At 73.3% G+C, this 23,639-nt stretch carries 18 protein-coding genes and 1 tRNA gene; 7 read left to right on the forward strand and 12 right to left on the reverse strand.

Annotated elements, in window-relative coordinates:
- Positions 1-275: 275 nt before the first annotated feature.
- From pknB to BUE43_RS03255, 7 genes are all read right to left on the reverse strand, one after another.
- Positions 276-2,270 carry a Stk1 family PASTA domain-containing Ser/Thr kinase gene (pknB, locus tag BUE43_RS03225; RefSeq protein ID WP_073479776.1) on the reverse strand — a complete coding sequence of 665 codons (1,995 nt, stop codon included), beginning with the start codon at positions 2,268-2,270 and terminating at the stop codon, positions 276-278.
- 67 nt (positions 2,271-2,337) lie between these two features.
- Entirely contained in the window at positions 2,338-3,753 is a 1,416-nt protein-coding gene (locus BUE43_RS03230) for a serine/threonine-protein kinase (RefSeq protein ID WP_073479777.1), read from the reverse strand.
- Positions 3,754-3,862: 109 nt separating this feature from the next.
- On the reverse strand, positions 3,863-5,332 hold the full coding sequence (locus tag BUE43_RS03235; RefSeq protein ID WP_073479778.1) for a peptidoglycan D,D-transpeptidase FtsI family protein: 1,470 nt from the start codon (positions 5,330-5,332) through the stop codon (positions 3,863-3,865).
- A complete protein-coding gene (locus tag BUE43_RS03240) occupies positions 5,329-6,786 on the reverse strand; it encodes an FtsW/RodA/SpoVE family cell cycle protein (protein ID WP_073479779.1) in 1,458 nt (485 codons plus the stop codon). Before BUE43_RS03240 ends, BUE43_RS03235 begins: the two co-directional genes overlap by 4 nt.
- Positions 6,786-8,201: a PP2C family protein-serine/threonine phosphatase gene (locus tag BUE43_RS03245; protein WP_073479780.1), complete on the reverse strand. Its 1,416-nt coding sequence runs from the start codon at positions 8,199-8,201 to the stop codon at positions 6,786-6,788. Before BUE43_RS03245 ends, BUE43_RS03240 begins: the two co-directional genes overlap by 1 nt.
- Positions 8,198-8,656 (reverse strand): FHA domain-containing protein FhaB/FipA, encoded by a 459-nt coding sequence (locus BUE43_RS03250; RefSeq protein WP_073479781.1) that lies wholly within the window; start codon positions 8,654-8,656, stop codon positions 8,198-8,200. Before BUE43_RS03250 ends, BUE43_RS03245 begins: the two co-directional genes overlap by 4 nt.
- A 38-nt stretch (positions 8,657-8,694) precedes the next feature.
- On the reverse strand, positions 8,695-9,888 hold the full coding sequence (locus tag BUE43_RS03255) for a DUF3662 and FHA domain-containing protein (RefSeq protein WP_073479782.1): 1,194 nt from the start codon (positions 9,886-9,888) through the stop codon (positions 8,695-8,697).
- 201 nt (positions 9,889-10,089) lie between these two features.
- On the opposite strand from BUE43_RS03255, the gene BUE43_RS03260 reads away from it, so the two are divergent.
- Positions 10,090-10,172, forward strand: a tRNA-Leu gene (locus tag BUE43_RS03260).
- Positions 10,173-10,724: 552 nt separating this feature from the next.
- The gene (locus tag BUE43_RS03265) at positions 10,725-11,519 is read left to right on the forward strand and encodes a phosphatase PAP2 family protein (protein ID WP_234995502.1); all 795 of its coding nucleotides are present in this window, start codon (positions 10,725-10,727) and stop codon (positions 11,517-11,519) included.
- Here BUE43_RS03265 and BUE43_RS03270 read toward each other — a convergent pair.
- From BUE43_RS03270 to BUE43_RS03280, 3 genes are all read right to left on the reverse strand, one after another.
- Entirely contained in the window at positions 11,516-12,232 is a 717-nt protein-coding gene (locus BUE43_RS03270) for a response regulator (protein WP_073479783.1), read from the reverse strand. The genes BUE43_RS03265 and BUE43_RS03270 overlap by 4 nt on opposite strands.
- Positions 12,233-12,248: 16 nt before the next feature.
- Positions 12,249-13,820 (reverse strand): sensor histidine kinase, encoded by a 1,572-nt coding sequence (locus BUE43_RS03275; RefSeq protein WP_143173917.1) that lies wholly within the window; start codon positions 13,818-13,820, stop codon positions 12,249-12,251.
- Between the two features lie 85 nt (positions 13,821-13,905).
- Positions 13,906-15,477 carry a cation:proton antiporter gene (locus tag BUE43_RS03280; RefSeq protein ID WP_073479784.1) on the reverse strand — a complete coding sequence of 524 codons (1,572 nt, stop codon included), beginning with the start codon at positions 15,475-15,477 and terminating at the stop codon, positions 13,906-13,908.
- Positions 15,478-15,758: 281 nt separating this feature from the next.
- Here BUE43_RS03280 and BUE43_RS03285 point away from each other — a divergent pair, with 281 nt between their 5' ends.
- Together BUE43_RS03285 and BUE43_RS03290 are read left to right on the forward strand one after the other, a co-directional pair.
- Positions 15,759-16,391 (forward strand): hypothetical protein, encoded by a 633-nt coding sequence (locus tag BUE43_RS03285; protein WP_073479785.1) that lies wholly within the window; start codon positions 15,759-15,761, stop codon positions 16,389-16,391.
- 24 nt (positions 16,392-16,415) lie between these two features.
- Complete coding sequence (locus BUE43_RS03290; protein ID WP_073479786.1) at positions 16,416-17,072, forward strand: NAD(P)H-binding protein; 657 nt, start codon at positions 16,416-16,418, stop codon at positions 17,070-17,072.
- A gap of 261 nt (positions 17,073-17,333) precedes the next feature.
- On the opposite strand, the gene BUE43_RS03295 is transcribed toward BUE43_RS03290, so the two are convergent.
- Entirely contained in the window at positions 17,334-18,647 is a 1,314-nt protein-coding gene (locus tag BUE43_RS03295; RefSeq protein ID WP_073479787.1) for a D-arabinono-1,4-lactone oxidase, read from the reverse strand.
- Between the two features lie 81 nt (positions 18,648-18,728).
- Between BUE43_RS03295 and BUE43_RS03300 the strand changes: the two genes are divergently transcribed.
- Positions 18,729-19,925, forward strand: coding sequence for an amino acid deaminase/aldolase (locus BUE43_RS03300; protein ID WP_143173918.1), 1,197 nt, complete (start codon positions 18,729-18,731; stop codon positions 19,923-19,925).
- A gap of 88 nt (positions 19,926-20,013) precedes the next feature.
- Here the strand turns inward: BUE43_RS03300 and BUE43_RS03305 are convergent, their stop codons facing one another.
- Positions 20,014-20,670, reverse strand: a complete 657-nt coding sequence (locus BUE43_RS03305; RefSeq protein ID WP_073480238.1) for a TetR/AcrR family transcriptional regulator — start codon at positions 20,668-20,670, stop codon at positions 20,014-20,016.
- 111 nt (positions 20,671-20,781) lie between these two features.
- Here BUE43_RS03305 and BUE43_RS03310 point away from each other — a divergent pair, with 111 nt between their 5' ends.
- The gene (locus BUE43_RS03310; protein WP_083959355.1) at positions 20,782-22,350 is read left to right on the forward strand and encodes a family 1 glycosylhydrolase; all 1,569 of its coding nucleotides are present in this window, start codon (positions 20,782-20,784) and stop codon (positions 22,348-22,350) included.
- Positions 22,351-22,372: 22 nt separating this feature from the next.
- Complete coding sequence (locus BUE43_RS03315) at positions 22,373-23,407, forward strand: class I SAM-dependent methyltransferase (RefSeq protein WP_073479790.1); 1,035 nt, start codon at positions 22,373-22,375, stop codon at positions 23,405-23,407.
- Positions 23,408-23,639 lie beyond the last annotated feature (232 nt).

Raw genomic sequence — 23,639 nt, forward strand, 5'->3', positions numbered from 1 at the left:
GGCCTTGGGCGGTCCGGGTTGGGCCGATAGGCTGGAGCAGGGCTCGCCCCCCAGGGCGGGTGGGGGCTGTCCTCGGGGAGAGGGGACGCGCCGTCCGAGAGGGCGCCTCGTGAGCGGTGCTCCCCGAGGCCCTGGGGTCGGCGTGGGGGCCGGGGTCGCGGACGAACTCACCAGGACGCGTTCGTGCCTGTTCCGGTTGACCGGAATCGCAAGCGGCGGGGAAAGACGAGCGGCGGGTCCCAGGAGGAACCCGCCGCTCTGTCGGACGTGTGGGCCTAGCGACCGAGGAAACCGCCGCCCGGGGGCGTCGTGGTGGTCGTGGTGCCGTTGTGGCCACCCGACTTGTACTTGCCGACGGCGACCCTGATCCGCTGGTTCGGGTCGATCTTCTCGCCCGGGTTCGGGCTCTGGTTGAGGATCTTCCCGTCCTCGCTCTGCTTGTCCGTCGGCGTCTCGGTGGCGTCCAGGGACCCGTTCCAGCCCAGCTGGTTCAGCTTCTGCTTGGCCTGGTCCGGGGTCATCCCGTCCAGCTTCGGCATCTGGATCTTGTTCTTCTGGCTGCCGTCGGAGACCTGCAGCGTGACGCTGGTGCCCTTCTTGACCCGGGTGCCCTTCGCGGGCGACTGCCCGACCACCGTGCCGGCGTCCTTGTCGCTGGCCACGTTCGACGTGCTCGCCGTGAGGCCGAGCGAGTCGAGGACGGACCGGGCGTTGTCCAGTGTCATGTCGGTGAGCGGCGGCACCTGCACCTGGTCCAGCGCCTTGCCGACGGTGATCGAGACCCGGCTGTTCTTGTCCACCTCGGCGCCGACGGCCGGGCTCTGCTTGACGACCTTGCCGACCAGCGCCGAGTTGTCGGTCTCCTCCTGGTCGACGTCCAGCGCGAGCTGGAGGCCCTGGTCCGCCAGCAGCTGCCGGGCCTGCTCCTGCGTCTTGCCGCTCAGGTCGGGGACCTTCGTCCGCTCCGGCCCGCTGCCGACCGTCAGCACGATCGGGTCGTTCTTCCCGACCTGGGTCTCCGCCGGCGGGTTCATGCTCGTCACCATGCCGCGCTGCTCGGCGGACGACGGCGCCGTCTTCTCCTGGACGTTGGTGAAGCCCTTGGCGGTCAGCTGGTTGCGCGCCTGCACGAGCTCGACGTTGACCACGTTCGGCAACGCGATCTTCTCCTGCTTCGGCGCCTCGTTGTTGCCCAGGAGGCTGGTCGTCACCCACGCGGCGATCGCCAGCACGGCGACGCACAGCGCGGTGACGAGCGCGACCATCGTGGTCTTGCGGCGTCGGGCTGCCTGCTCGTCGGCCTGGTCCGCGGCCGAGTCGGCGAGCGCGTTGGGCCGGTGCCGGCCGCCCATCACCTCGGTCGCGCCGCCCCCGCCGCCGAGCATGGTGGTCCGCTCCTCCTCGGACATCACCGCCGGCGCCGAGGGGCGCTGCCCGGACAGCACCCGCACCAGGTCGGCCCGCATCTCGGCGGCCGACTGGTAGCGGTTGGCCGGGTTCTTGCTCATGGCCTTGAGCACCACCGCGTCCAGCACGGTGGGCACCTGCGGGTTGACGTCGGACGGGGTCCGCGGGTCCTCCCGCACGTGCTGGTAGGCCACGGCCACCGGCGAGTCGCCGGTGAACGGCGGCTCCCCGGTGAGCAGCTCGAACAGTACGCAGCCGGTGGCGTAGACGTCGGACCGGGCGTCGACGGTCTCGCCCCGCGCCTGCTCCGGGGAGAGGTACTGGGCGGTGCCGATCACCGCCGCCGTCTGGGTCACCGCGGCCTGGCCGTCGGCCAGGGCGCGGGCGATGCCGAAGTCCATCACCTTCACCGCGCCGGAGCGGGTGATCATGATGTTGGCCGGCTTGACGTCCCGGTGCACGATGCCGTGCCGGTGGCTGAAGTCCAGCGCGGCGCAGACGTCGGCCATGATCTCCATGGCTCGCCGCGGCGGCAGCGGGCCCTCGGACTTGATCATGTCCCGGAGGGTCCGGCCGTCCACGAACTCCATGACGATGTACGGGAGCGGACCGTACTCGGTCTCGGTCTCGCCGGTGTCGTAGACGGCGACGATCGCGGGGTGGTTCAACGCCGCGGCGTTCTGGGCCTCGCGGCGGAACCGGAGCTGGAACTGGGGGTCACGGGCGAGGTCGGCGCGCAGCACCTTCACGGCCACGTCACGGCCAAGGCGAACGTCGCGGCCGCGGTGGACCTCCGACATGCCGCCGTAGCCGAGCGTGTCGCCCAGCTCGTAGCGGTTGGAGAGCAGTCGCGGAGTGGTCATCGCTGCGTCGTCCGTCTCCTCGTCAACGGTGATGTCTCATCATGCCTTGGTTCCCGGCCGTCGCCCGTCAGCGTCCTTCGTCCGGTTTGCACTGCACGGCGACCGTGCTCCCGGCCGGCACCTCGCCGGTGGGGCGCACGGCGGTCACCGCGCACCGGCGCGGGTCGGCCGGCGTGCGCCCGGCCTCGGTGCGTACCTCGGGCCGCAGGCCCGCCGCGGTCAGCCGGCTCGCCGCCTCCCCGGCCGGCTTGCCCAGGTAATCCTCGCGGTTGATCATGACGGGGGAGGGCTCGCCGTGCGACTCACCACCCTGGCCGGGGATCTCCGGCGCCTGTCCGGGTGGGAGCGTGCCGCCCGGACCGGCGGTGGTCGTCCGGGTGGTGGTCGAACTCTCGGGGGTGATCAACGCCTCCCGCACGCCCCAGGCGCCCAGCGCCAGCAGCGCGGCGACCAGCAGCGCCGCCAGCACCCACAGCCAGGGCCGCCGGCCGGACGCCGGGGTCGCCGCCGGCGCCGGGTAACCACCGGAGACCACGGCGTGGCCGCCGGCCGGGACCACCGGGACCGCGCCGGTGGGCATCGCGGGCGGCAGGGCCATCCCCGGTGCCACCGGTGCGGCGGCCAGCCCGGACGGCGGCGGCAGCGGTCGGCCGGCGCGCACCGCGGCCACCGCCGCCGCGAACTCGCCGCCCGTGCGGTAGCGCTGCCGCGGGTCCTTCACGAGCGTCGTCTCGACCAGCGCCCTGGCGCCGATCGGCACGTCCGGCGGCAGCGGCGGCGGGGCGTCCCTGATGTGCATCATCGCCACGGTGACCGCGTTCTCGGAGAGGAACGGCCGCCGCCCGGTCAGGCACTCGTAGCCCACGACGGCCAGCGAGTACACGTCGCTGGCCGGTTTGGCCTCGTGGCCCAGCGCCTGCTCCGGTGCGATGTAGTGGGCGGTGCCCATCACCATGCCGGACCGGGTCACCGGGGCCGCGTGCGCGGCCTTGGCGATGCCGAAGTCGGTCAGCTTCACCCGACCCCCCGGCGTCACCAGGATGTTGCCCGGCTTGACGTCCCGGTGCACCAGCCCGCGCTCGTGCGCGGCCTGGAGCGCCACTCCCGCCTGTTCGAGGATGTCCAACGTCCGGTCGACGTTGATCCGCCCCTCCCTGGCCAGGATGCCGGCCAGCGGCTCGCCCTCGACCAGCTCCATCACCAGGTAGGCGGTGTCCTCGGGGCCGCCGGCCACCGCCGCGGTCTCGCCGTAGTCGTGCACGGCGGCGATCCCGGGGTGGTTGAGCGAGGCGGTGGTCTTGGCCTCGGTGCGGAACCGGTGGAGGAACTCGGCGTTGCCGCACAGCTCCGGTTTGAGCACCTTGACCGCGACCCGGCGGTCCAGCCGGGTGTCGGCGGCCTCCCAGACCTCGCCCATCCCGCCGACGGCGATGCGCCGCCCGAGCCGGTACCGGTCGGCGAGCAACTGCCCCGAGGTGAGCATCAGCCACCCCCCCGAACCGGGTGGGTGGCCGAGCGGGTGCGCGGGGTGTGCCGCCCCCGTCGTCGGCGGGGCGGCAGCGCGCGGGAGCGCGGCGCGCGGACGGGCACGCTCACCCACCCCCCTGCAGCGCCGCGCGGATCACGGCCCTGCCGATGGGGGCGGCGACCTTGCCGCCGGTCGCGCCGAGGCCGCGGTCGCCGCCGTCCTCCACGATCACCGCGACCGCGATCTTCGGGTTCTCCGCCGGGGCGAACGCCACGTACCAGGCGTGCGGGTTGGTGTTCCTCGGGTCGGAGCCGTGCTCGGCGGTGCCGGTCTTGGACGCGATGGTGACCCCGCTGATCTGCCCCTCGCCGCCGGTCTTCTGCTCCGATTTGATCATCATGTCGCGTACCGTGCTGGCCACCGAACCCGGCATGGCCTGCTCGACCTTCTTCGGCTTGGTCGTGTCCAGCTCGTGCAGGTCGGCCGAGGTGATCGACTTGACCAGGTAGGGCTGCATGCGCGACCCGCCGTTGGCGATGGTGGCCGCCAGCACCGCGTTCTGCAGCGGGGTCATCTTCACGTCCCGCTGCCCCAGACCGGTCTGGTACAGCGCGGCCTTGTCCGGGATGTCGCCGAGCGAGGACGCCTCCACGCCCAGCGGGATCTGCTGCTCGCCGGTGCCGATGCCGAGCCGCTCGGCCTGCTGCCGCAGCTTCTGCTCGCCCACCTGACCGGCCAGCTCGGCGAACCCGGTGTTGCACGACAGGGCCAGTGCGGTCTCCAGGGAGGCGGTGGCGCCGCCGCCGCAGTTCGTGTGGTTGTAGTTCTCCAGCGTGGTCTGCGTCCCGGGCAGCGTGATGTCCGGGGCGGCGGTGACCTGGCTGTCCTTGTTGAAGCCGTTCTGCAGCGCGGCGGCGGTGACCACGAGCTTGAACGTCGAGCCCGGCGGGTAGGTCTCCTTGAGCGCCCGGTTCCGCATCGGGCGGGTGCCGTCGCCGGTCAGCTGCTTCCACGCCTTCATCTGCTCGTCGCTGTCGTGCACGGCGAGCCGGCTCGGGTCGTAGGACGGCGTGCTCGCCATGCCGAGCACGGCCCCCGTCTTCGGGTCCATCGCCACGACCGCGCCGGTGAACCCCTTCTTGTGCAGCCCGTCGTACGCCGCCTGCTGCACCTTCGGGTCGACCGTCAGCTCGACGTTGCCGCCGCGCGGGTCCCTGCCGGTGATCAGGTCCGACAGCCGGCGGACGAACAGCCGGTCGTCGGAGCCGTTGAGCACCGAGTCCTGCGCGAACTCCATCCCCACCGCGCCGTAGGACGGTGAGAAGTACCCGGTGATCGGGGCGTACATCTCCCCGGCCGGGTAGGTGCGCAGGAACTTGAGCCGGTCGTTGGTCTCCTTGATGTCGGCGACCGCCTGGCCGCCGGCCAGGATCTTGCCGCGCTGCCGGGAGTACTCCTCCAGCAGCACCCGCTGGTTCCGCTGGTCCTTGCGGTACTCGTCGGCCTTGAACACCTGGACGTAGGTGGCGTTGGCCAGCAGCAACAGCACCATGACCATGACGGACATGGCCACGCGACGCAGGGGCGTGTTCACTTGGGCCGCTCCACGAGAACCGTGTGCGCCTCGGCGATGGGCGCCTGCTGCGGACGGGGCTTGGGCAGCGCGGACGGCCGGCGTGCCGCGTCGGAGATCCGCAGCAGCAGGGCGACCAGCGCGTAGTTGGCGACCAGCGAGGAGCCGCCCTGGGAGAGGAACGGCGCCGTCAGACCGGTCAGCGGGATCAGCGCGGTGACGCCGCCGGCGACGACGAACACCTGGAAGCCGACCGCGAACGCGAGGCCGCCGCCGAGCAGCTTGCCGAAGCTGTCCCGCACCGCCAGGGCGCTGCGGAACCCGCGCATCGACAGCAGCACGTAGAGCATCAGCACCGCGGCGAGACCGACGAACCCGACCTCCTCGGCGATCGAGGAGATGATGAAGTCGCTGTTGGCGAACGGGACGAGCTCCGGCCGGCCGGCGCCCAGCCCGGTGCCGAACACGCCGCCCGTGCCCATGCCGAACAGGGCGAGGGCGAGCTGCCTGCCCTTGTTGTAGAAGTCCTCGAACGGGTCCAGCCAGATCGTGACGCGGGTCTGCACGTGGCTGAAGAGGTGGTAGGCCACCACGCAGCCGACGGCGAAGCAGGTCAGGCCGATGCCCAGCCAGATCGCCCGCTCCGTGGCGATGTAGAGCATCACGAGCACGATGCCGAAGAACAGCAGCGACGTGCCGAGGTCCTTCTCCAGCACCAGCACGCCGACGGACAGGCCCCACGCCGCGAACAGCGGCGCCATGTCCCGCGCCCTCGGCAGGTCCACGCCCAGCATCCGGCGCCCCGCGTGCGTGAACAGGTCCCGCTTGGCGACCAGGAACGACGCGAAGAAGACCAGGAGCAGGATCTTCGCGAACTCGCCCGGCTGGATGGAGAAGACCCCCAGCTTCAGCCAGATCTTCGCGCCGTTCTCCTCCGACAGCGAGGCCGGCAGCAGGCCGGGCAGGGCGAGGGCCACCAGGCCGATCAGGCCGGCGGTGTAGCCGTACTTGGCCAGCATCCGGTGGTCCCTGACGAGCACCAGCACCGCGATGAACAAGCCGAGCGCGATGGCGGTCCACAGGATCTGCCGGGGCGCCGCGTCCGACGGCACGTCCAGGCCCTGCTGGATCGCGTTGTCAACCCGCCCGAGGTCGATCCGGTGGATCATCACCAGACCGATGCCGTTGAGCAGCGCCACGCACGGCAGGATCAGCGGGTCGGCGTACGGCGCGAGCAACCGCACCGCGACGTGCGCCGCGCCGAACAGCGCCAGGTACGCGCCGCCGTAGTAGACCAGCTCCCTGGTCAGCTCACCGGACTGGTTGGCCTCGACCAGGACGTTGGCCAGCGTCACCAGGAACGCCGCGAACGCCAGCAGGAGCAGCTCGGTGCCCCGCCGGGTCGGCACCGCGAGCCCGGGGTTGGTGGAGGTGGCGCTGGAGGGGACGGCCCCGTCGGTCGTCGGTTGCCCCATCAGCGACAGTCCTTCTTCGGCACCAGCGTGGCGGCCGTCGGCAGCGGGGTGGGGGAGCCGGTGTCGCCCGTCGTCGGCGCGCCGGTCTGGTTGACCTGCTCACCCGAGGTCGGGGTGGTGGCGGACGTCGTCGGCGCCGCCGAGCCGGCGGGCGGCTCCGTGGACTGGGTGTTCGGCGGGCACAGCGGCAGCAGCTTCATCCGCACCCGGCGCACCATCTCCCTGGCGCCCTCGAGGCCGCCGTCGGTGACGATGCCGGCGCTGACGTCGCCGCGCCAGCCCTGCTCCAGGTCGTCGACCCGGATCTCCTCGCAGGACTGGGCGTCGGGCGGGCACGAGCCCTCCACCTGCCGGTGCAGCGGGACGCCGAGCACGGTGCCCCGCACCCCCTTGAAGATCGCGACCTTGCCGTCCTGGGTGGCGCCCACGTAGTGCTGCTGCATCACCAGGACGCTGCCGCCGACGCCGAGGCCCACCAGCAGCACGAGCAGCACCAGCAGCAGGATCAGGGCCCGGGTCCGCCGACGGCGCCGGGCCATCGGGTCCGGCGGGGGAGGCGCGAGCGGGTCGGGCCGCGGCGGCAGCGGCCGGGGCGGGGCGGTGGTCATCGCGGCCCGCGAGGCGGGCGAGTCCGGCGGTGGCGGGTCCTCGCCACCGTCCCCGGCCGCGCCGCCCACGATGGGCGCGTCCTCGCCGAAGTCGACGTCGACCACGTCGGCGACGATCACCGTGACGTTGTCCGGGCCGCCGCCCTTGAGCGCCAGCTCGATCAGCCGGTCGGCGCACGCCTGCGGGTCCTGGATGCGCAGCGCCTCGGCCAGCGTCTCCGAGCTGACCACGCCCGACAGGCCGTCGGAGCACAGCAGGTAGCGGTCCCCGGCGCGGGCCTCGCGCACGTTGAGGCTGGGCTCCACCTCGTGCCCGGTCAGGGCGCGCAGCAGCAACGAGCGCTGGGGGTGGGTGGCCGCCTCCTCGGCGGTGATCCGTCCCTCGTCGATGAGCGACTGGACGAACGTGTCGTCGTGGGTGATCTGGCTGAAGACGCCGTCGCGCAGCAGGTACGCGCGGGAGTCGCCGACGTGCACCAGGCCGATCCGGGAGCCGGCGAACAACACCGCGGTGAGCGTCGTGCCCATGCCCTCCAGGTCGGGGTCGCTGGCGACGAGCTCGGCGATGGCGCCGTTGCCGGCGTGTACCGCCTCCCGCAGCTCCCCGAGCAGGTCGTCGCCCGGTTCGTCGTCGTCGAGCGGGGCGAGGGCGGCGATCACGACCTTGCTCGCCACCTCACCGGCGGCATGGCCGCCCATGCCGTCGGCGAGCGCGAGCAGGCGGGGGCCGGCGTACACGGAGTCCTGGTTGTTCGAACGGACCAGGCCCCGGTCGCTGCGGGCTGCGTAGCGGAGGACGAGGGTCATGAGCGTAGCTCGATCACCGTCTTGCCGATGCGGATCGGGACACCGAGCGGGACGCGCGTGGGTGCGGTCACCTTCGCCCGGTCGAGATACGTGCCGTTCGTGGAGCCCAGGTCCTCCACGTACCAGTCGGTGCCCCGGGGCGACAGCCGCGCGTGCCTGGTGGACGCGTAGTCGTCATCGAGCACCAACGTGGAGTCGTCGGCGCGTCCAATCATGATCGGTCGGCCCTCCAGCGAGATCCGGGTCCCGGCCAGCGCGCCGTGGGTGACCACGAGTTGCCGGGGCGCCCTGCTGCCCCGCGCCAGCTTGGCCCCGCGCCGAAAGCTCGGCACGGCCGCCCGCAGCCCGGATGCCGCGTACAGGTCGGAGCGGACCACGCGCAGCGCGGCCAGCACGAACAGCCAGAGCAGGGCGAGGAACCCTGCTCTGGTCAGTTGCATCACCAGCTCTGGCACCTGTCGTGACCGCTCCCGTCTTCCGGCGATCGCCCGGCTCAGCCCTGGGTCCGGTAGACCAGGGTCGAGTGCCCGATGCGGATCACGTCACCGTCGTTGAGCTGCCAAGTCTGCATGGGCTGCCCGTTCACCGTGGTGCCGTTGGTGGAACCGAGGTCGGCGAGCATGGCGCTCTGCCCGTCCCAGGTGATCTCCAGGTGCCGGCGGGAGACGCCGGTGTCGGGCAGCCGGAAGTGCGCGTCCTGGCCGCGGCCCACCACGTTGCTGCCCTGCTGGAGCTGGTAGGTCCGGTTCGAGCCGTCGTCGAGCTGCAGGATGCCGGTGACCTGGCGGGGACCGCCCTGGACCGCGGGCGGGGCGTAGCCGCCGGTCGGGTCGGGGTAGCCGCCGGGCTGCTGCCCGTAGCCCTGGTCGTAACCCGGCTGGCCGCCGTAGCCCTGGTCGTAGCCGGGCTGGCCGCCGTAGGCCGGCTGCTGGCCGTAGCCCTGGTCGTACCCGCCACCGGGCTGCTGGGCGTAGCCCTGGTCGTAGCCACCGGGCTGCTGGCCGTACCCGCCGGGCTGCTGGCCGTAGCCCTGGTCGTAACCCGGCTGGCCGCCGTAACCCGGCTGCTGCTGCTGCTGGCCGTACGGGTCGGTGTAGGCCTGCTGCTGCTGTTGCTGCTGCTGGCCGTAGCCCTGGTCGTAGCCGTACTGACCTTGGCCCTGACCTTGGCCGTGCGCGTAGCCCTGGTCGTAGCCGTACCCCTGTTGGCCCTGCTGTCCGTACGGGTCGCCCTGGGGGGGGTACTGGCCGGGTGGCTGGCTCATGGGTCGGTCTCCTGCGGTGCGAGAGGTCGCCGGCCGTTGGCTCGGCGATGCGTCGGGGTCGACGGACGAGCTGGTGCGGAACTGTCCGGTGTGCAGCGCCTCGGAGCGCTCAAGGGAGACTACGACGTCACCATAGGTGTCCCACCCCTGCTCTTCGAGGTGTTCGCGGACGCTGTCCGCCAGCAGACGGGTGAGACGCTCCTCCTCGGCCGCGAGCTGCTGGTGGTCGCCGGGTCCGAGCGTGACGACGTAGTGGTTGGGCGCCAGGAGACGGCCACCGGCCAGCTCCCTGACGTGCACCTCGGCTTCCCGTTGCAGTGCCTGGGCCACCTCCTGCGGTACGACCTGTCCACCGAACACGCGCGCGAAGGTGTTACCGACGATGCCTTCGAGTCGGCGCTCGAAGCGCTGAACGAGGCCCACGGCAACCTCCGTACGAACGGCTCCCGAGTCCGATCGTATCCGTGCGGGACGGCCGAGACAGCCAACTGTTCCCGGAGGAGTGAAGTTGCTGGTCAGGACGGGTGTCGACGAGAAGGGACCCCCCTTGGCGGACCCACTCGCGAAGTCGTGTTAAGCTATCGCAGCCAGCACGGAGGAAGGCCCGAGAGGGAAACTCCGGACGGGCGAGTGGCGGAATGGCAGACGCGCACGGTTCAGGTCCGTGTGTCCGAAAGGACGTGAGGGTTCAACTCCCTCCTCGCCCACAGGCCGAAGACCCGGGATGCCCAGCATCCCGGGTCTTCGTTCGTTCTGGGGCGCGTGTCGGATGCCCCGCGCCGGTTCCGCCATCGGCCCGGTGAGCGGGCCGGGTTTCCGTCGGCGGATCGACCGGTCGGGGTGAACGCCGGGGTGAACTCGGGCGCTCTTCGGGTGGTGCGGTTCGCCCCTCGGCGATGTTCACTCTTTGTTCCGTCCCGCTCACCAGCGGTGGTTCTCGGCTGATTGGCGCCTGGCGTGTCGTTTCCGTCCGGATCGACAACGGCCGCCGGGAATGGCGTCGGTGATTGACGGCGGAAGGTTCTCGCGCGCTATTCGCGTGTTCTGCGTCACTTTTCTGCGCGGTCGCTTTGCTGACCGACTTCGCGTGCCCGTGCGGGACGGGTGGTGCGGCCGATCTTCCGCGAAGCGGTTCGGCGGTCCGGTGCGCTGGGGTTTGACGAAAGTCAGGGGTGGTTGACGGCGTTCGTCCAACGCCGGCCGGCCTCGCTGGTTCCTACCGTCGCGGAGGAGTTGACCAGCGGAAACGTGGAGGACGTGTGATCACGGCTGGGTTGGTGGGCCGGACGGTGGCGTGGGCGGCGGAGGGTGGGGGCGTCGACGACGTGCCCGACGTCAGCGTCGAGTGGTACCGGTCCGTGACCGACATCGCGCAGGGCTCGCCCACCTGGGTGCAGCAGGCACTGGAGATCGGCACGGACGGGGTGATGGCGCTCTTCGCCGTGCTGTTCCTCGCCGCCTGGTGGCGGGCGCGGCGCGGAGACGGGCGGGCGATGGCGCTGGCGCTGCTCGGCCCGGTCGTCACGGTCGCGGCCTACGCGGTGAGCGAGCTGAGCAAGACCGTCATCCAGGAGGAGCGCCCCTGTCGGGCGGTCGCCGGCGTCCTGACCCTCGCGGAGTGCCCGCCCCCAGGGGACTGGTCCTTCCCGAGCAACCACGCCACGTTCGCCGCGGCGGCGGCGGCCGCGCTCGTGGTCGCGTGGCGGCGGACCGCGTGGGTCGTCGTGCCTGCGGCTGTCGCCGCCGCCTTCTCCCGGGTGTTCGTCGGCGCGCACTACCCGCACGACGTGATCGCCGGCTTCTTGATCGGCGTGATCGTGGCGCCGCTGCTGGCGCTGACGCTGGCGCGGGTGGCGCGTCCGCTGGTCGACCGGCTCCGGGAGCACCGCCTGCTCGCCCGGCTCCTGGTCGCCGCCGCGCCGGCTGTCCCGCTCTCGCCCGCCAACCCGGCCGTTCCGGCCAATTCGGCCAACCCGGTCGGTCCAGGGCGGATCAGTGAGGACCAGCCGACCGTCCGGGTCCGTCAGGGCGAATGGCGCGGCGGGCCCCGCTAGGACGGCCCCTGCGGGGACGGGTTCGCCAGCGGGTCAGTCCGTGGCCGGGTGCCGGGAGCGCTCGGGGGTACCAACCCGGCCTCGTGGGCCACGATGGCCGCCTGCACCCGGTTCCGGACGCCCAACCGGCGCAGGATCGCGGTGACGTGGGCCTTGACCGTGCCCTCCACGACGTGGACCCGGCGGGCGATCTCGGCGTTGGACAGCCCGGCGCCGAGCAGCGCCAGCACCTCGCGCTCGCGTTCGGTGAGCGCGTTGGCCCGGTCGCGGGCGTCCGCGCCGCGGGACATCCGCTGGCCGGCCAGCTCGTCGAGCACGCGGCGGGCGACCACGGGGGACAGGTAGGCCGCTCCCTCCGCGGCCGCCCGCACCCCGCTGACCAGCTCGCGCGGGTCGCCGGTCTTGAGCAGGAACCCGCTGGCACCATCACCGAGGGCGCGGGCGATGTAGCCGTCCTCGGAGAACGTGGTGAGGACGAGCACCGCGGTCTCCGGGGCGAGCCGGCGGATCTCGGCCGCCGCGGTCAGCCCGTCGAGGCCGGGCATCCGCACGTCGACCACGGCCACGTCCGGTCGGTGGGCGAGCACGAGGTCGACGGCCTGCCGGCCGTCCGCCGCCTCGGCGACCACCTCGATCTCCCGGTCCGTCGCCAGGATCGCCCGAACCCCCATGCGGACCACGGCCTCGTCGTCGGCCAGCACCACGCGGATCACGCGCTCGTCCCCCCGTTCACCCGGTCGTCGACCCTACTTCCGCCGGGCCGACGCGATCCTTGGCCACCAGGCGGTCGTCCCGGAAGCACAGGCGGAGCAGCCGCATCCGCCCGGCGAACGGGTCCGCGTCCGCGCCGTAGTAGCGGCAGGCCGCGCCGGCGGGCCGCGCCGGCTCCGGCACCGGAGACTGGTCGACCCGGGTTCGCGGCGGGAGGACCGGCTCGACCTCCGAGCGGGGTTGCCCCACGTGCAGCTGGTCGAAGTCGGCGGGCCGCAGCACCGAGGTGGCGGCGTCGTAGACGACGAACGCGATCGTCGTGGCGACCACCCCCAGGGTGACGAGGACGCCGGCGGTGACCGCGGTGACGAGGCTGCGCCGCACCCGTTGGCGCGCCTCGTCCAGCCGGAGCGCCGACTCCGACCGCTCCGCGGGCTCCCGCTCGGGTCCGGGCCGGGCGTCGCCGTGCGGAAGCACCGCGCTCACCGCGAACTCCTCGCCGCGCCAGCCCGCGTCGAAGGCGCCGCCGACCAGTCGGACCCGCTCGGCCAGGCCCACCAGCCCGTACCGGCCGCCGGCGGCGGGCGGGGCGGCCACCGGCGGCCGGCCATTGGTGACGGAGACGCGGGTTTCCCCGGGCAGGTGATCCACCGACACGGTGACGGGCCGGCCGGGCGCGTGTTTCACCGCGTTGGTCAACGCTTCCTGCACCACCCGATACGCGGTACGCCGCACGAGCGGGGGAACCTGACCGCGGTCACCCGTGACGCGCAGCTCGACCGCGACCCCGGAGGCGCGGCTCCGCTCGACCAGGTCGGCGACGTCCTCGCCCGGCCGGTCCGGCGACGGGTGGGTCCCGCGCAGCAGGCCGACGATCTCGGCGAGCCGGTCGGCGGCCGCGGTGACGGCGCTCCGGGCCTCGCCGGCCGCCGTCCGGTGCCGTTCCGCCAGGTCCGGGGCGAGCTCCAGGGCGCCGATCCGCAACGCGACCAGGCCCAGCTCGTGGCCGAGCAGGTCGTGCATGTCGCCGGCCAGCCGGGCCCGCTCCCGCAGCCGGGCCTGCTCGGCCACGATCCGCTGCTCGCGCTCCAGGTGCTCGGCGCGCTCCCACCCCGCGCGCACCAGTTCCCGGTACTGCCGTCGGTAGCGGCCGACGAGCCAGGGCACCACGCCCAGCAGGAGCACACCGGCGACGGCCACGAACGTGGCGCCGGAGTCCGAGGTGAGGAGGGGCACCGCGGCGGCGGCGCCCACGGCCACCGCGCCGAACCCGAGCAGCGCCGGCCGGGTGCCGGGCGACCGCACCCCGGCCAGGTATCCGCTGGTCGCCAGGGCCAGGGCGAACGGCAGGACACCGACCTCGGGGAGGGCCTTGCGGGAGACCATGCAGGCGCACCACAGCACGGCGGCGAGCAGCGTCGACAGCAGCGGTCGCGTCGGCGAGAGCAGACCCACCACGACGGGTGCCAGCAGACTGCCGGCCAGGCTCCACCAGCCGAAGGCGGCCCACGGAGTGACGAACGCGGTCCACGCGGTCGGCAGCGCGAGGACGGCGAACAACAGGCCGGCCTCGACCACCGCGTGCTGCACCGGTCGTCTCCCCGGCTCCACAACCATCACCCCGCCATCGTCCACACCGCGGTTGAGGGCACCCGCGCCGCACGCCGCCCCGGTCTCAGGGAAAGGGCGGCATCTGCGGGCCGGCGACGAGCGTGGCGTCGATCCGGTGGAGGACCCGGTCCACGGCGCGGGGGTCCACCCGCTCGTCCAGCCGCAGTCGGAGCGCCTCCTCCTGGGCGGCGGCCATGAGCTCCTGACCCACCTCGCGGCGGCGACGCGCGTGCCGCCACCCCTCCCGCAGCCGCGGGTCGTCCTGACCCCCGGGCGACAGGCCGACGACGAGGTGGTGGAGGACGGACCGCAGCCGGGCCGCGCTCCGCTCGTCGACGGCGCCGGAGGCGCGGAGGTCGTCGACGCGGTCCAGCACGGCGCGCACGACCCGCACCGTGACCTCCCGCGTCGCGTCCTGGTCCTCGGCGCCGCCCACGCGCAGCAGGCGCACGACAACGGGCAGCGTGACGCCGGGCAGGACCAGCGTTCCCAGCACGGCGACGAAGCCCACCAGGACCAGCTCGCCCCGCGCGGGGACCTCCGCCGGCAGCCCCAACGCCGCGGCGATCGTCACCACGCCCCGCATGCCGGCCCACCCCATCACCACGCCCTCACGCCAGTTCTCCGGCGCGGTCCGCCCCGCCCGGCCGCGCGGCCGTCCCAGCGCCCCGGCCGTCACCATCCAGAGCAGCCGCACGAGGACCAGCACGACGGCCACCGCGAGGCCGACGGCCAGGGTGCGGCCCAGCCGCGGCCCCGCGTCCGCGAGGACGGGCCGCAGTTCCAGTCCGACGACCACGAACGCCACGGCCGTGAGCAGCAGCTCGACGGTCTCCCAGAAGGCCCAGGCCACCACCCGGCCGCCGGCGGTGACCACCGCGTAGGACCGCTGGCCCATGACCAGTCCCACGACCACGACGGCCAGCACGCCCGAGGCGTGGACCGCCTCCGCGCCCAGGTAGGCCCCGAACGGCAGGACCACGGTGAAGGCTCCCTCCAGCACCGGCTCCCGGACCCGGCGCAGGAGCGCGGTGGCCAGCCACGCGACCACGCCGCCGACCGCCAGCCCGGCGAGGACCCCGTAGCCGAAGCCACCCGCCACCTCCGCCCACGAGACGGCGCTTCCCGCGGCCGCCGAGGTGAGCGCGACGTGGTACAGGACGAGGGAGGACGCGTCGTTGACCAGCCCCTCGCCCTCGACGACGGACACCACCCGGTGCGGCAGCCCGAGGCGCCCGGCCACCGCGGTCGCGGCCACCGGGTCGGGCGGGGCGGTGGCCGCCCCGACGGCGAGGGCCAACGGCCACGGCACCTGGGGCAGCGCGGCCGTGACCACCGCGGCCGCGGCGACCGCCGACACGACGACCAGGGCCACCGCCAGCGACGAGATCGACCGCAGGTGCGCGGTGAGGTGGCCGACCGAGGTCTTCTGCGCTGCGGTGAACAGCAGGGGCGGCAGCAGGGTCGGCAGGATCAGCTCCGGGTCGAGGGAGATCCCCGGCAGGCCGGGGACCAGCGCGCACCCCAGGCCGATCCCGGTGAGCAGCACGGGGTGGGGCACGGTCAGCCGTTCGGCGAGCGGGAAGGCGACCACGAGCGCCGCGACGGCGAGGAAGAGGAGCTGGACGTGGTTCACCGGTTCGGCCTCCCCCGGTCAGGGCGTGACCAGTCTCAGCGACGGCCCTCGGTTGCGCCGAACGAGTGGATCGCGAGGAGGTCTCGCCTCACACGAATGGCCGCACCGTTGGGCTGAAGCACGCTGACCGGCCAGCGACCGGTTATCGCTTGCCGCCTGCCGTCGACCGCAGCTGACGGGCCGAACCGACGCGTGTCCCCGGGACCGACTGGTACGCCAGTGACTGCGGGACGAGCGTCGTCACGCGTCGAGCGAGGGGAGGTGGAAGGTTCGTGACCCGCATGCCAGGGCGCACGGCCGTCCAGAACGTCCGTGCCCTGCCCGCCAGCACCGTCCCCCCGGCCGAGCTGCCGGCGCCGGCCGAGCAACTCGCGGCCCGGGCCGCCGAGCTGCTGGGGTGGCGGGGCCTGGTCCTGCCGCCCATGTCGTTACTGGGCCGGCGGGTGGTGCCGGTGGTCGAGCTGGTGCCGGACCGGCACGCCGAGCGGCTGTGCTGGGGCGTCGGGCCGGTGACCGACCGGACGACGGTCTCCACGTGGGTGTGGCCGGAGATGGTGGGGCGGGTCCCACCGCCCGCGGTGCGCCTGGTCGGCGTGCTCGCGCCCGCCCGGCACTGGCGGAGCGCGTTGACCTCGGCCGTGCCGTTCGCCCGGATCTGCTCCGCCGCCGTCGTCCTCCCGGCGTTGGTGACCACCGGGGACGATTACGTCACCAACGGAATGCTGCGCGCCCGCCTGTACGGGGTCGGGGTGCTGACCGCGGACCCCGACGGGGCGGTCGGCCTGGAGCTGCCCGGCAGCACCGATGAGGACCGGGTGATCGACGTGGACCTGGCGACCTCGCCGGCGGTCCGCTGGATGCACGAGGTGCTCTACGACAGGGTGCTGGCGATGACGGCCGCCTCGGCGGACTAGTGCGCGCCGCTCTACGGTGGGGACATGCGCGTGGTGATCGCCGGCGGGCACGGGAAGATCGCACTACGACTGGAGCGGCTCCTCGCGGAGCGGGGTGACGTCGCCGTCGGCATGGTGCGCGATCCCGACCAGGCCGGCGATCTGCACGCGGCGGGCGCGGACGCGGTCGTCTGCGACCTGGAGGCGGCCAGCGTCAACGAGGTCGCCGCGCACCTGGCCGGCGCGGACGCGGTGGTGTTCGCCGCGGGCGCGGGACCCGGCAGCGGCGCCGCGCGCAAGGACACGGTGGACCGGGCCGCGGCCGTCCTGGTCGCCGACGCCTGCCACGTGGCCGAGGTGCGGCGGTACCTGCTGGTCAGCGCGATGGGGCTGGACCGGGCCGAGCGACCCGGGGTGGACGAGGTCTTCGCCGCCTACCTGCGGGCGAAGGCCGCCGCCGAGGAGGACCTGCGGGGGCGCGACCTGGACTGGACGGTGCTGCGGCCGGGCCGGCTCACCGACGAGCCCGGCACCGGTCGGGTCCGGCTCGGCGCCTCGGTCCCGCCGGGTGAGGTGACCAGGGATGACGTGGCGAGCGTGTTGGTCGCGTTGCTGGACGAGCCGCGGAGCGCGCAGCTGACCCTGGAGCTCGTCGGCGGTGACGTGCCGGTGGGCGAGGCGGTGTCCGCCGCTCTCACCTGACTCTCGGCCCGCCGGTGAGCGGGGAGAGCGAAGCACCGTAGCGGCAATTCTCCTTTCTGCCAAAGGCTTTTCTCGTCAGAGCCGGTAGTTGTCCACAGCACTCTTCTGAGCCACCGGTTGGGCGATGCGTTGGTCGGAGTTGTCCACAGGCTCGCGCTGGGGCGTTGGGCGCGGGGGCCTGGGCCGATAGGCTGGAGCAGGGCTCGCCCCCCAGGGCGGGTGGGGGCTGTCCCCGAGTGGGTGGGCCGGGCGCACGGGGGCTCAGGCCGCGGGGCCGAGGACCCGGTCGGTGTAGCCGCCGCGGAAGACTCCCGCCGGGTCCAGTTGTCGGCGCAGGGCCAGGAAGTCGTCGAAGCGGGGATAGCGTTCCCGCAGGTCGGCCGCGGTCAGGTCGTGCATCTTGCCCCAGTGCGGCCGACCGCCGACCGCCCCGCAGACGTCCGCCACCGTCGCGAACCAGTGCCGGTAGGGCATTCCCACGAACTGGTGAGCCGCCAGGTACGCGGTGTCGCGCCGGTGGGCCGTGGACAGCCAGATGTCGTCCGGGGCGGCCACCCGCACCTCGATCGGCATGATCACCGGGTGTTCCAGGCGGGGCACGGCCGCCCGGAGATCCTTGATGACCTCATGGATTGATTCACGTGGAACAGCCCACTCGGTCTCCACGAACCGCACCTGCCGCCGGGTCACGAACACCCGGTGCGAGCGGTCGCTGTACCGGCGCGGGGACAGCAGCGCCCCGCACACCCGGTTGAGCGGCCGCACCAGGGCGGGCACGGCGCGCCCCAGGCGACAAACCACGTCGAGCGCGGTGTTCTCCACCACCTGGTACTCCAGGAAGTGCCGCACTGGGTGCAGCGGCCGCGGCCGCTCGTCGGCCGGCAGCCGGTTGTTCCGCTTCACCAGCGTGGTGTCACCGTGGGCGAAGAAGTAGAACTCGAAGTGGTCGTTCCCGTCCGCCAGTTCGGTGAACCGGTCCAGCACCTCGGGCAGCGGCATCGGTCGCTCGTCCGCCGCCAGCGCGTACCTCGGCACGCAGCGCAGGGTCACCGAGCTGATCACGCCGAGCGCGCCGAGGCTGATCCGGGCGGCGTGGAACAGGTCCGGTCGCTCCCGCTCCGAGCAACGCGCGACCGAGCCGTCGGCGAGCACCAGCTCCAGCGCCGCGACCTGGGTCGCGAGGCCCCCGAGCCGGGCGCCGGTGCCGTGCGTGCCGGTCGAGATCGCGCCGGCCACGGTCTGCTCGTCGATGTCCCCGAGGTTGGCCATGGCCAGGCCGATCCGGTCCAGCGCCGCGTTCAGCTCGCGCAGCCGGGTGCCCGCCCGCACGGTGACCAGGTCGCCGTCGACCGCCAGCACCCCGGACCACTCCCGCAGGTCGAGCGCGACGTCGTTGGTGGCCGCCGCCTCGCTGAACGAGTGCCCGCTGCCGAGCGGGCGCACCGTCCGCCCCTCGTCCGCCGCTCCCCGCACCGCGTCGACGATCTCGCCGAGATCACGCGGACGGACGAACCTGGCGGGCCGCGCCGCGGCGGTCCGCGCCCAGTTCCACCAGGTCGGGGCGGGGGGAGACATGGATCACCTCCGGTGGCGGTGGGGGCGACCGTACGTGAAGGACATTCACCTTTCAAGGGATGGCGGGTTACCGTGCGGGCCGTGACGGCAGACCGGTTCCGGGCCCGCTACGACGCGGCCACGGCCGACATCGACCCCCCGCTGGCGATCGTCGACCGCGCGGCCTTCGACGCGAACGCGGCCCAGCTCCGGGCCCGGTCCGGGGGACGCCCGATCAGGGTGGCGAGCAAGTCCGTCCGGTGTGTCGCGCTGCTGCGTCGCGCGCTCGCCCAGCCCGGCTTCGCCGGTCTGCTGTGCTACTCGCTGGCCGAGGCGCTGTACCTGGTCGACGCCGGGGTGACCGAGGACGCGGTGGTCGGCTACCCCACGGTTGATCGCGCGGCGCTGCGCGCCCTGGCCGCCGACGAGCGCGCCCGTGCGGCGATCACGATCATGGTTGATGACCCCGCGCAGCTCGACCTGGTGACCGCGGCGCTCGGACCGCGCCACCCGGAGATCCGGGTCTGCCTCGAAATGGACGCCTCCTGGCGCCCGGTCGGCGGTGCGCACGTCGGCGTCCGGCGCTCACCCGTGCGCACCCCGCGGCAGGTGGTGGCGTTGGCGCGTCAGGTCCTGGCCCGCCCGGGGTTCACCCTGGTCGGCCTGATGGCCTACGAGGCGCAGATCGCGGGGCTGGGCGACGCCGCGCGGGGCCGGCCGCTGCGCTCGGCCGCGCTGCGCTGGATGCAGCGCCGGTCCATGGCGGAGCTGTCCGAACGGCGCGCGGCCGTCGTGGCGGCGGTGCGCGCGGTCGCCGAGCTGGAGTTCGTCAACGGCGGTGGCACCGGGAGCCTCGAACGGACCGCCGGGGACGAGTCGGTGACCGAACTGGCCGCCGGCTCCGGTCTGCTCGGGCCCACCCTCTTCGACGGCTACCGGGCCTTCCAGCCCCGGCCCGCGGCGTTGTTCGCGCTGCCGGTCGTCCGGCGACCGGCCAGGGGCGTCGTCACGGTCTTCGGCGGGGGCTACCCGGCCTCCGGCGTCGCCCACCGCGACCGGCTGCCCGTTCCCGTGCTGCCCGCCGGCCTGCGGTTGACCGGGACCGAGGGCGCTGGCGAGGTGCAGACACCGCTCACGGGCCCGGCGACGCGCCAGCTCCGCGTGGGCGACCGCGTGTGGTTCCGCCACGCCAAGGCCGGCGAGCTGGCCGAGCGGTTCGCCGAGTTCCACCTGGTCGTGGGGGACCGGGTGGTCGGGACAGTGCCCACCTACCGCGGCTCGGGGCACTGCTTCGGTTGAGCCGGGCCGGGCCGGGCCGGGCCGGCAGCCGGGCGCGGGCCGAACGAGTGATGGTTGCCGCCGGTCGGGTGAAACCGGCCGAACGGGGTCAGGGCGGCTCCCCGATCCGGGCCGAGAGGTAGTCCCTGATCATCGCCTTGGCCTCCGTCACGATCTCCGGAGCGCCCTGCGGGTCGCGGCGGAAGGCCAGGTTCAGCACGGCGTCGGCGGCCTCGACAGCCACCGCGACGGGCAGCTCCAGATCCCGGGGGGCGAGCCCGAAGTGCTGGACCAGCAACGCCGAGATGCGGTCGGCGATCACCGCGTTGTTGTCCTTGCGCTCGTCCAGCAACCGGGGGTCGACCACGTCGCCGAAGTGCAGGCGCCCGAAGCCGGGCACCTCCCGGTGCATCCCGATGTAGATGTCGATGACCGAGTCGACCGCGTCCCACCAGTGCTCGAAGCCGCCCTCCTCGAACCGCGCGAGCACGGTGGCGAGGAACCGGTCCAGGTTGCGCAGGGTCAGGGCCTGCACGACGGCGCGCTTGTCGGGGAAGAACTGGTAGAGCGAGCCGACCGCGACCCCGGCTCGTTCGGCGATGAGGGTCGTGGTCACCCCGTCGTGGCCCAGTTCGTCGATCAGCTCGGCGCACGCGTCGAGCATCCGCTCGACCCGTTGGGCGCTGCGTTGCTGAACCGGTCGCCTCCGCAGCGGGGCGGCAGCAGTGGACACGGGCGGCTCCTGTTGTCGTGCGTCACCCCCCATCTTGCACGCGACGTCCGCGAGCCACTTTCGAGTGAGGCCCATCACCCCTACAATGCGAGAAAGATTCGCGTTTGACGTTCATGTGGGTGACACCCGAGTGGGGTGGTGGCGGTGCCCGACCCAACTCCGCGCGGCCCGGCTCTCCCGCCGTTTCCCGCCGGGTTCCCCTGGGCCGCGGCGACCTCCGCCCACCAGGTCGACGGAGCGGTGGCCGAGGACGGCCGCGGTCCCTCGCTGTGGGACACGTTCTGCGCCACCCCCGGTAGGGGCGCCAGGGGTGAGACCGGCGAGGTCGCCTGCGACCACCACCACCGGCACCCCGAGGACGTCGCGTTGCTCGCCGAGCTCGGCCTCGGCGCGTACCGCTTCTCCGTCGCCTGGCCGCGCGTCCAGCCGGGCGGCGGCCCGGCCAACCCCGCCGGGCTGGACTTCTACGGCCGACTGGTCGACGCGTTGCTGGACGCGGGGATCACCCCGGTCACCACCTTCGACCACTGGGACACGCCCCAGTCGGTCGAGGACGCCGGTGGCTGGTTGAGGAGGGGCCCCGCGCACCGGTTCGCCGGCTACGCGGCGCTGGTCGCCGATCGCCTCGCCGACCCGGTGCCCTGGTGGATCACGCTGAACGAGCCCTGCGTTGTCACGATGCTGGGCTGCGGCCCCGGCGAACACGCGCCCGGCCGGACGCTCCTCCTCGACGCGCTGCCCGCCGCACAGCACCGACTCCTCCCGCACGGCCTTGCGGTGCAGGAGTTGCCCACCGCTGGCGCGCAGCGGGTCGGCATCGCGAACAACCACACACCCGTGTGGGCCGACAGCGCCGATCCGAGCGACGCGGCCGCGGCCGCCGCCTACGCCGACCTGCGCAACTGGCTGTACGCCGATCCGCTCCTCGTGGGCGCCTACCCCGATGCGTGGTTCGCCGGCGGGCTGCCGCTGATCGCCCAGCCCCTCGGCTGCTACGGCTTCTACGGCCTCAACCACTACGCCCCGACCCGCGTGCGAGCCGCGCGCCAGGGCAGCCCCTTCCCGTTCGACCTGGTTCAGATCACCGGGCGGCCCAGGGCCCACTCCGGTTGGCCCGTGGTGCCGGAGGGGCTGCTGGAGGTGCTGCTCGCGTTGCGGGCCCGCTACCGGGAGGCCCTGCCGCCAGTCCTCGTGACCGAGAACGGGTGCGGCCACGCCGACGTGCCGGGTGCCGACCGGACCGCCCACGGTCCCGCCCGCACCGACTTCCTGCGCGATCACCTCGCCGCGCTGCGCCAGGCCGTGGCTGACGGGGTCGGTGTGCGGGGCTGCTTCGTCTGGTCGCTCCTGGACAACTCCGAGTGGGCCGAGGGCTACGAGCAGCGCTTCGGCCTGGTGCACGTCGACTTCGACACCCTCGCCCGCGCTCCCAGAGCTCCTTCCGCTGGCTGCGGCGAGCCTGCGGGACGGCGCCGCCGACGGGGGCGTCAGCTCCCGTCTCCTCGCGGCCTCCGGCCGGCGCCCCGACCTGGACGGCGCGACGCCGACATGACCAAGGCCCCGGTCCCGGTCCTGCGGACCGCACCCGTCAACCACGTGCCCGCGTCCCGGACGACGCCCAGTCGCTTCGAGGGCAGAACCCGGTGCGCGGTGCGAAAGGCGGGTGGCCCACACCGTCCTCTGTGGACGCTTCCTGGCGGGGTGGGCCGGTGACCCGTCGAGCGAGGAGAGGGACATGTCCACCACGGAACCCCTGACCGGCCGCCGCTGGACCGAGGCGGACATCGGTCGCACCGAACTGCGGCCCACCTACCGGGCGGACCTCCGGCGCACGAGCCGGGACGTCTTCGCCGACGCCCCCCACCTCGACTTCTCGCGGTTGAGCTGGAAGGACGTCGGGCGGCCGTACCGGGTGGAGAACTGGTCCCGGGAGCGGCTGGCCTGGGAGGCCGAACACGGCGAACAACTGCCGGTTCCCCGGGCGTGGGCCATGTTCAACCGGTCCTTCCAGTCGTTGTTCGACGAGGACCCGGTGGCGTCACGGGTCGCCGCTCTGCGCAGGGCGGGGCTCAAACTGTCCACTTTGGACGTTCGGGCCGCCTACGCCGCGATCGGCGAGGTGGTGCGCTCCTCGGTGTGGAACCAGGCGCACCGCGTCGGAGACACGGTGTGGGACCCCAGGGCGAAGCGGTCGCTGTTCGCCGGGCTCGACCTCGTCCGGCCGCGCGTCCTGTTCCTGGGCGCCGCCGACGGGTACGAGGCCATGCTGCTGTCGGCGATGTACCCGGGCGGCGAGGCGGTGCTGGTCGACTACGACGAGTACTGCGTCGAGGGCAGGTTCGGCGCGTTCCCGGTGGAGTACCCGTTCCTCGGCGTCGATCCGGCGACCGGGCACGAGAAGGTCTGGTACCGGGACCAGATGAACATCTCCTACGTCGTCTCGGACATCCGCGATCTCGACTTCGGCCCCGAGTTCGACGTGGTGGTCTCGATCGGCCTCGTCGAGCACTTCCCGGACGAGTACAAGCCGCTCGCGTTCGACTGGCACCGCCGGTTCCTGCGCCCCGGCGGCTACGCCGTCCTCACCACCCCGCGCGTGGCCGCCCGCACAAAGGCCTTCTACCTGCTCTTCGGCGACCTGATGAACTTCTCCTACCGCGAGTTGCAGAACGTGGCCCAGCTCGGCCTCTACGCCCACGAGAACGGCTTCGAGGTGCTGCGGCACGGGGTCATCAAGTCGCACAACGGGATCGTCTGCCGCTCGCGCTGAACCGGTCCCCCGGGAACCGACGTCTGCGGGCCGTCCGACACGAAGGAGGACCGCCGGCCACTGTCGGGAGGGGTGAGTGGCCGGCGGTCCTCCTCTTCCCTTCTTTCGGGGTTGTGGCGCGGCCGCACGGAGGGACCCCGGGTGGAGGGCGGGGGTGGGGTCCGGTGCGGACATCGCGCCACGGGCTGCGGCCGGGAGGACAGCCGCGCTCGGAGGGGGAGCGTGGTGTTCG

This window comes from Streptoalloteichus hindustanus, assembly GCF_900129375.1.
In the GTDB taxonomy this organism is placed as follows: domain Bacteria; phylum Actinomycetota; class Actinomycetes; order Mycobacteriales; family Pseudonocardiaceae; genus Streptoalloteichus; species Streptoalloteichus hindustanus.

Coding starts and splice junctions, on each gene's coding strand:
- BUE43_RS03295 (WP_073479787.1), bottom strand. CDS start 18,647: ATGTCTCCCCCCGCCCCGACCTGGTGGAACTGGGCGCGGACCGCCGCG.
- BUE43_RS03230 (WP_073479777.1), bottom strand. CDS start 3,753: ATGCTCACCTCGGGGCAGTTGCTCGCCGACCGGTACCGGCTCGGGCGG.
- BUE43_RS03315 (WP_073479790.1), top strand. CDS start 22,373: ATGTCCACCACGGAACCCCTGACCGGCCGCCGCTGGACCGAGGCGGAC.
- BUE43_RS03240 (WP_073479779.1), bottom strand. CDS start 6,786: ATGGGGCAACCGACGACCGACGGGGCCGTCCCCTCCAGCGCCACCTCC.
- BUE43_RS03285 (WP_073479785.1), top strand. CDS start 15,759: ATGCCAGGGCGCACGGCCGTCCAGAACGTCCGTGCCCTGCCCGCCAGC.
- BUE43_RS03290 (WP_073479786.1), top strand. CDS start 16,416: ATGCGCGTGGTGATCGCCGGCGGGCACGGGAAGATCGCACTACGACTG.
- BUE43_RS03245 (WP_073479780.1), bottom strand. CDS start 8,201: ATGACCCTCGTCCTCCGCTACGCAGCCCGCAGCGACCGGGGCCTGGTC.
- BUE43_RS03305 (WP_073480238.1), bottom strand. CDS start 20,670: ATGGGGGGTGACGCACGACAACAGGAGCCGCCCGTGTCCACTGCTGCC.
- pknB (WP_073479776.1), bottom strand. CDS start 2,270: ATGACCACTCCGCGACTGCTCTCCAACCGCTACGAGCTGGGCGACACG.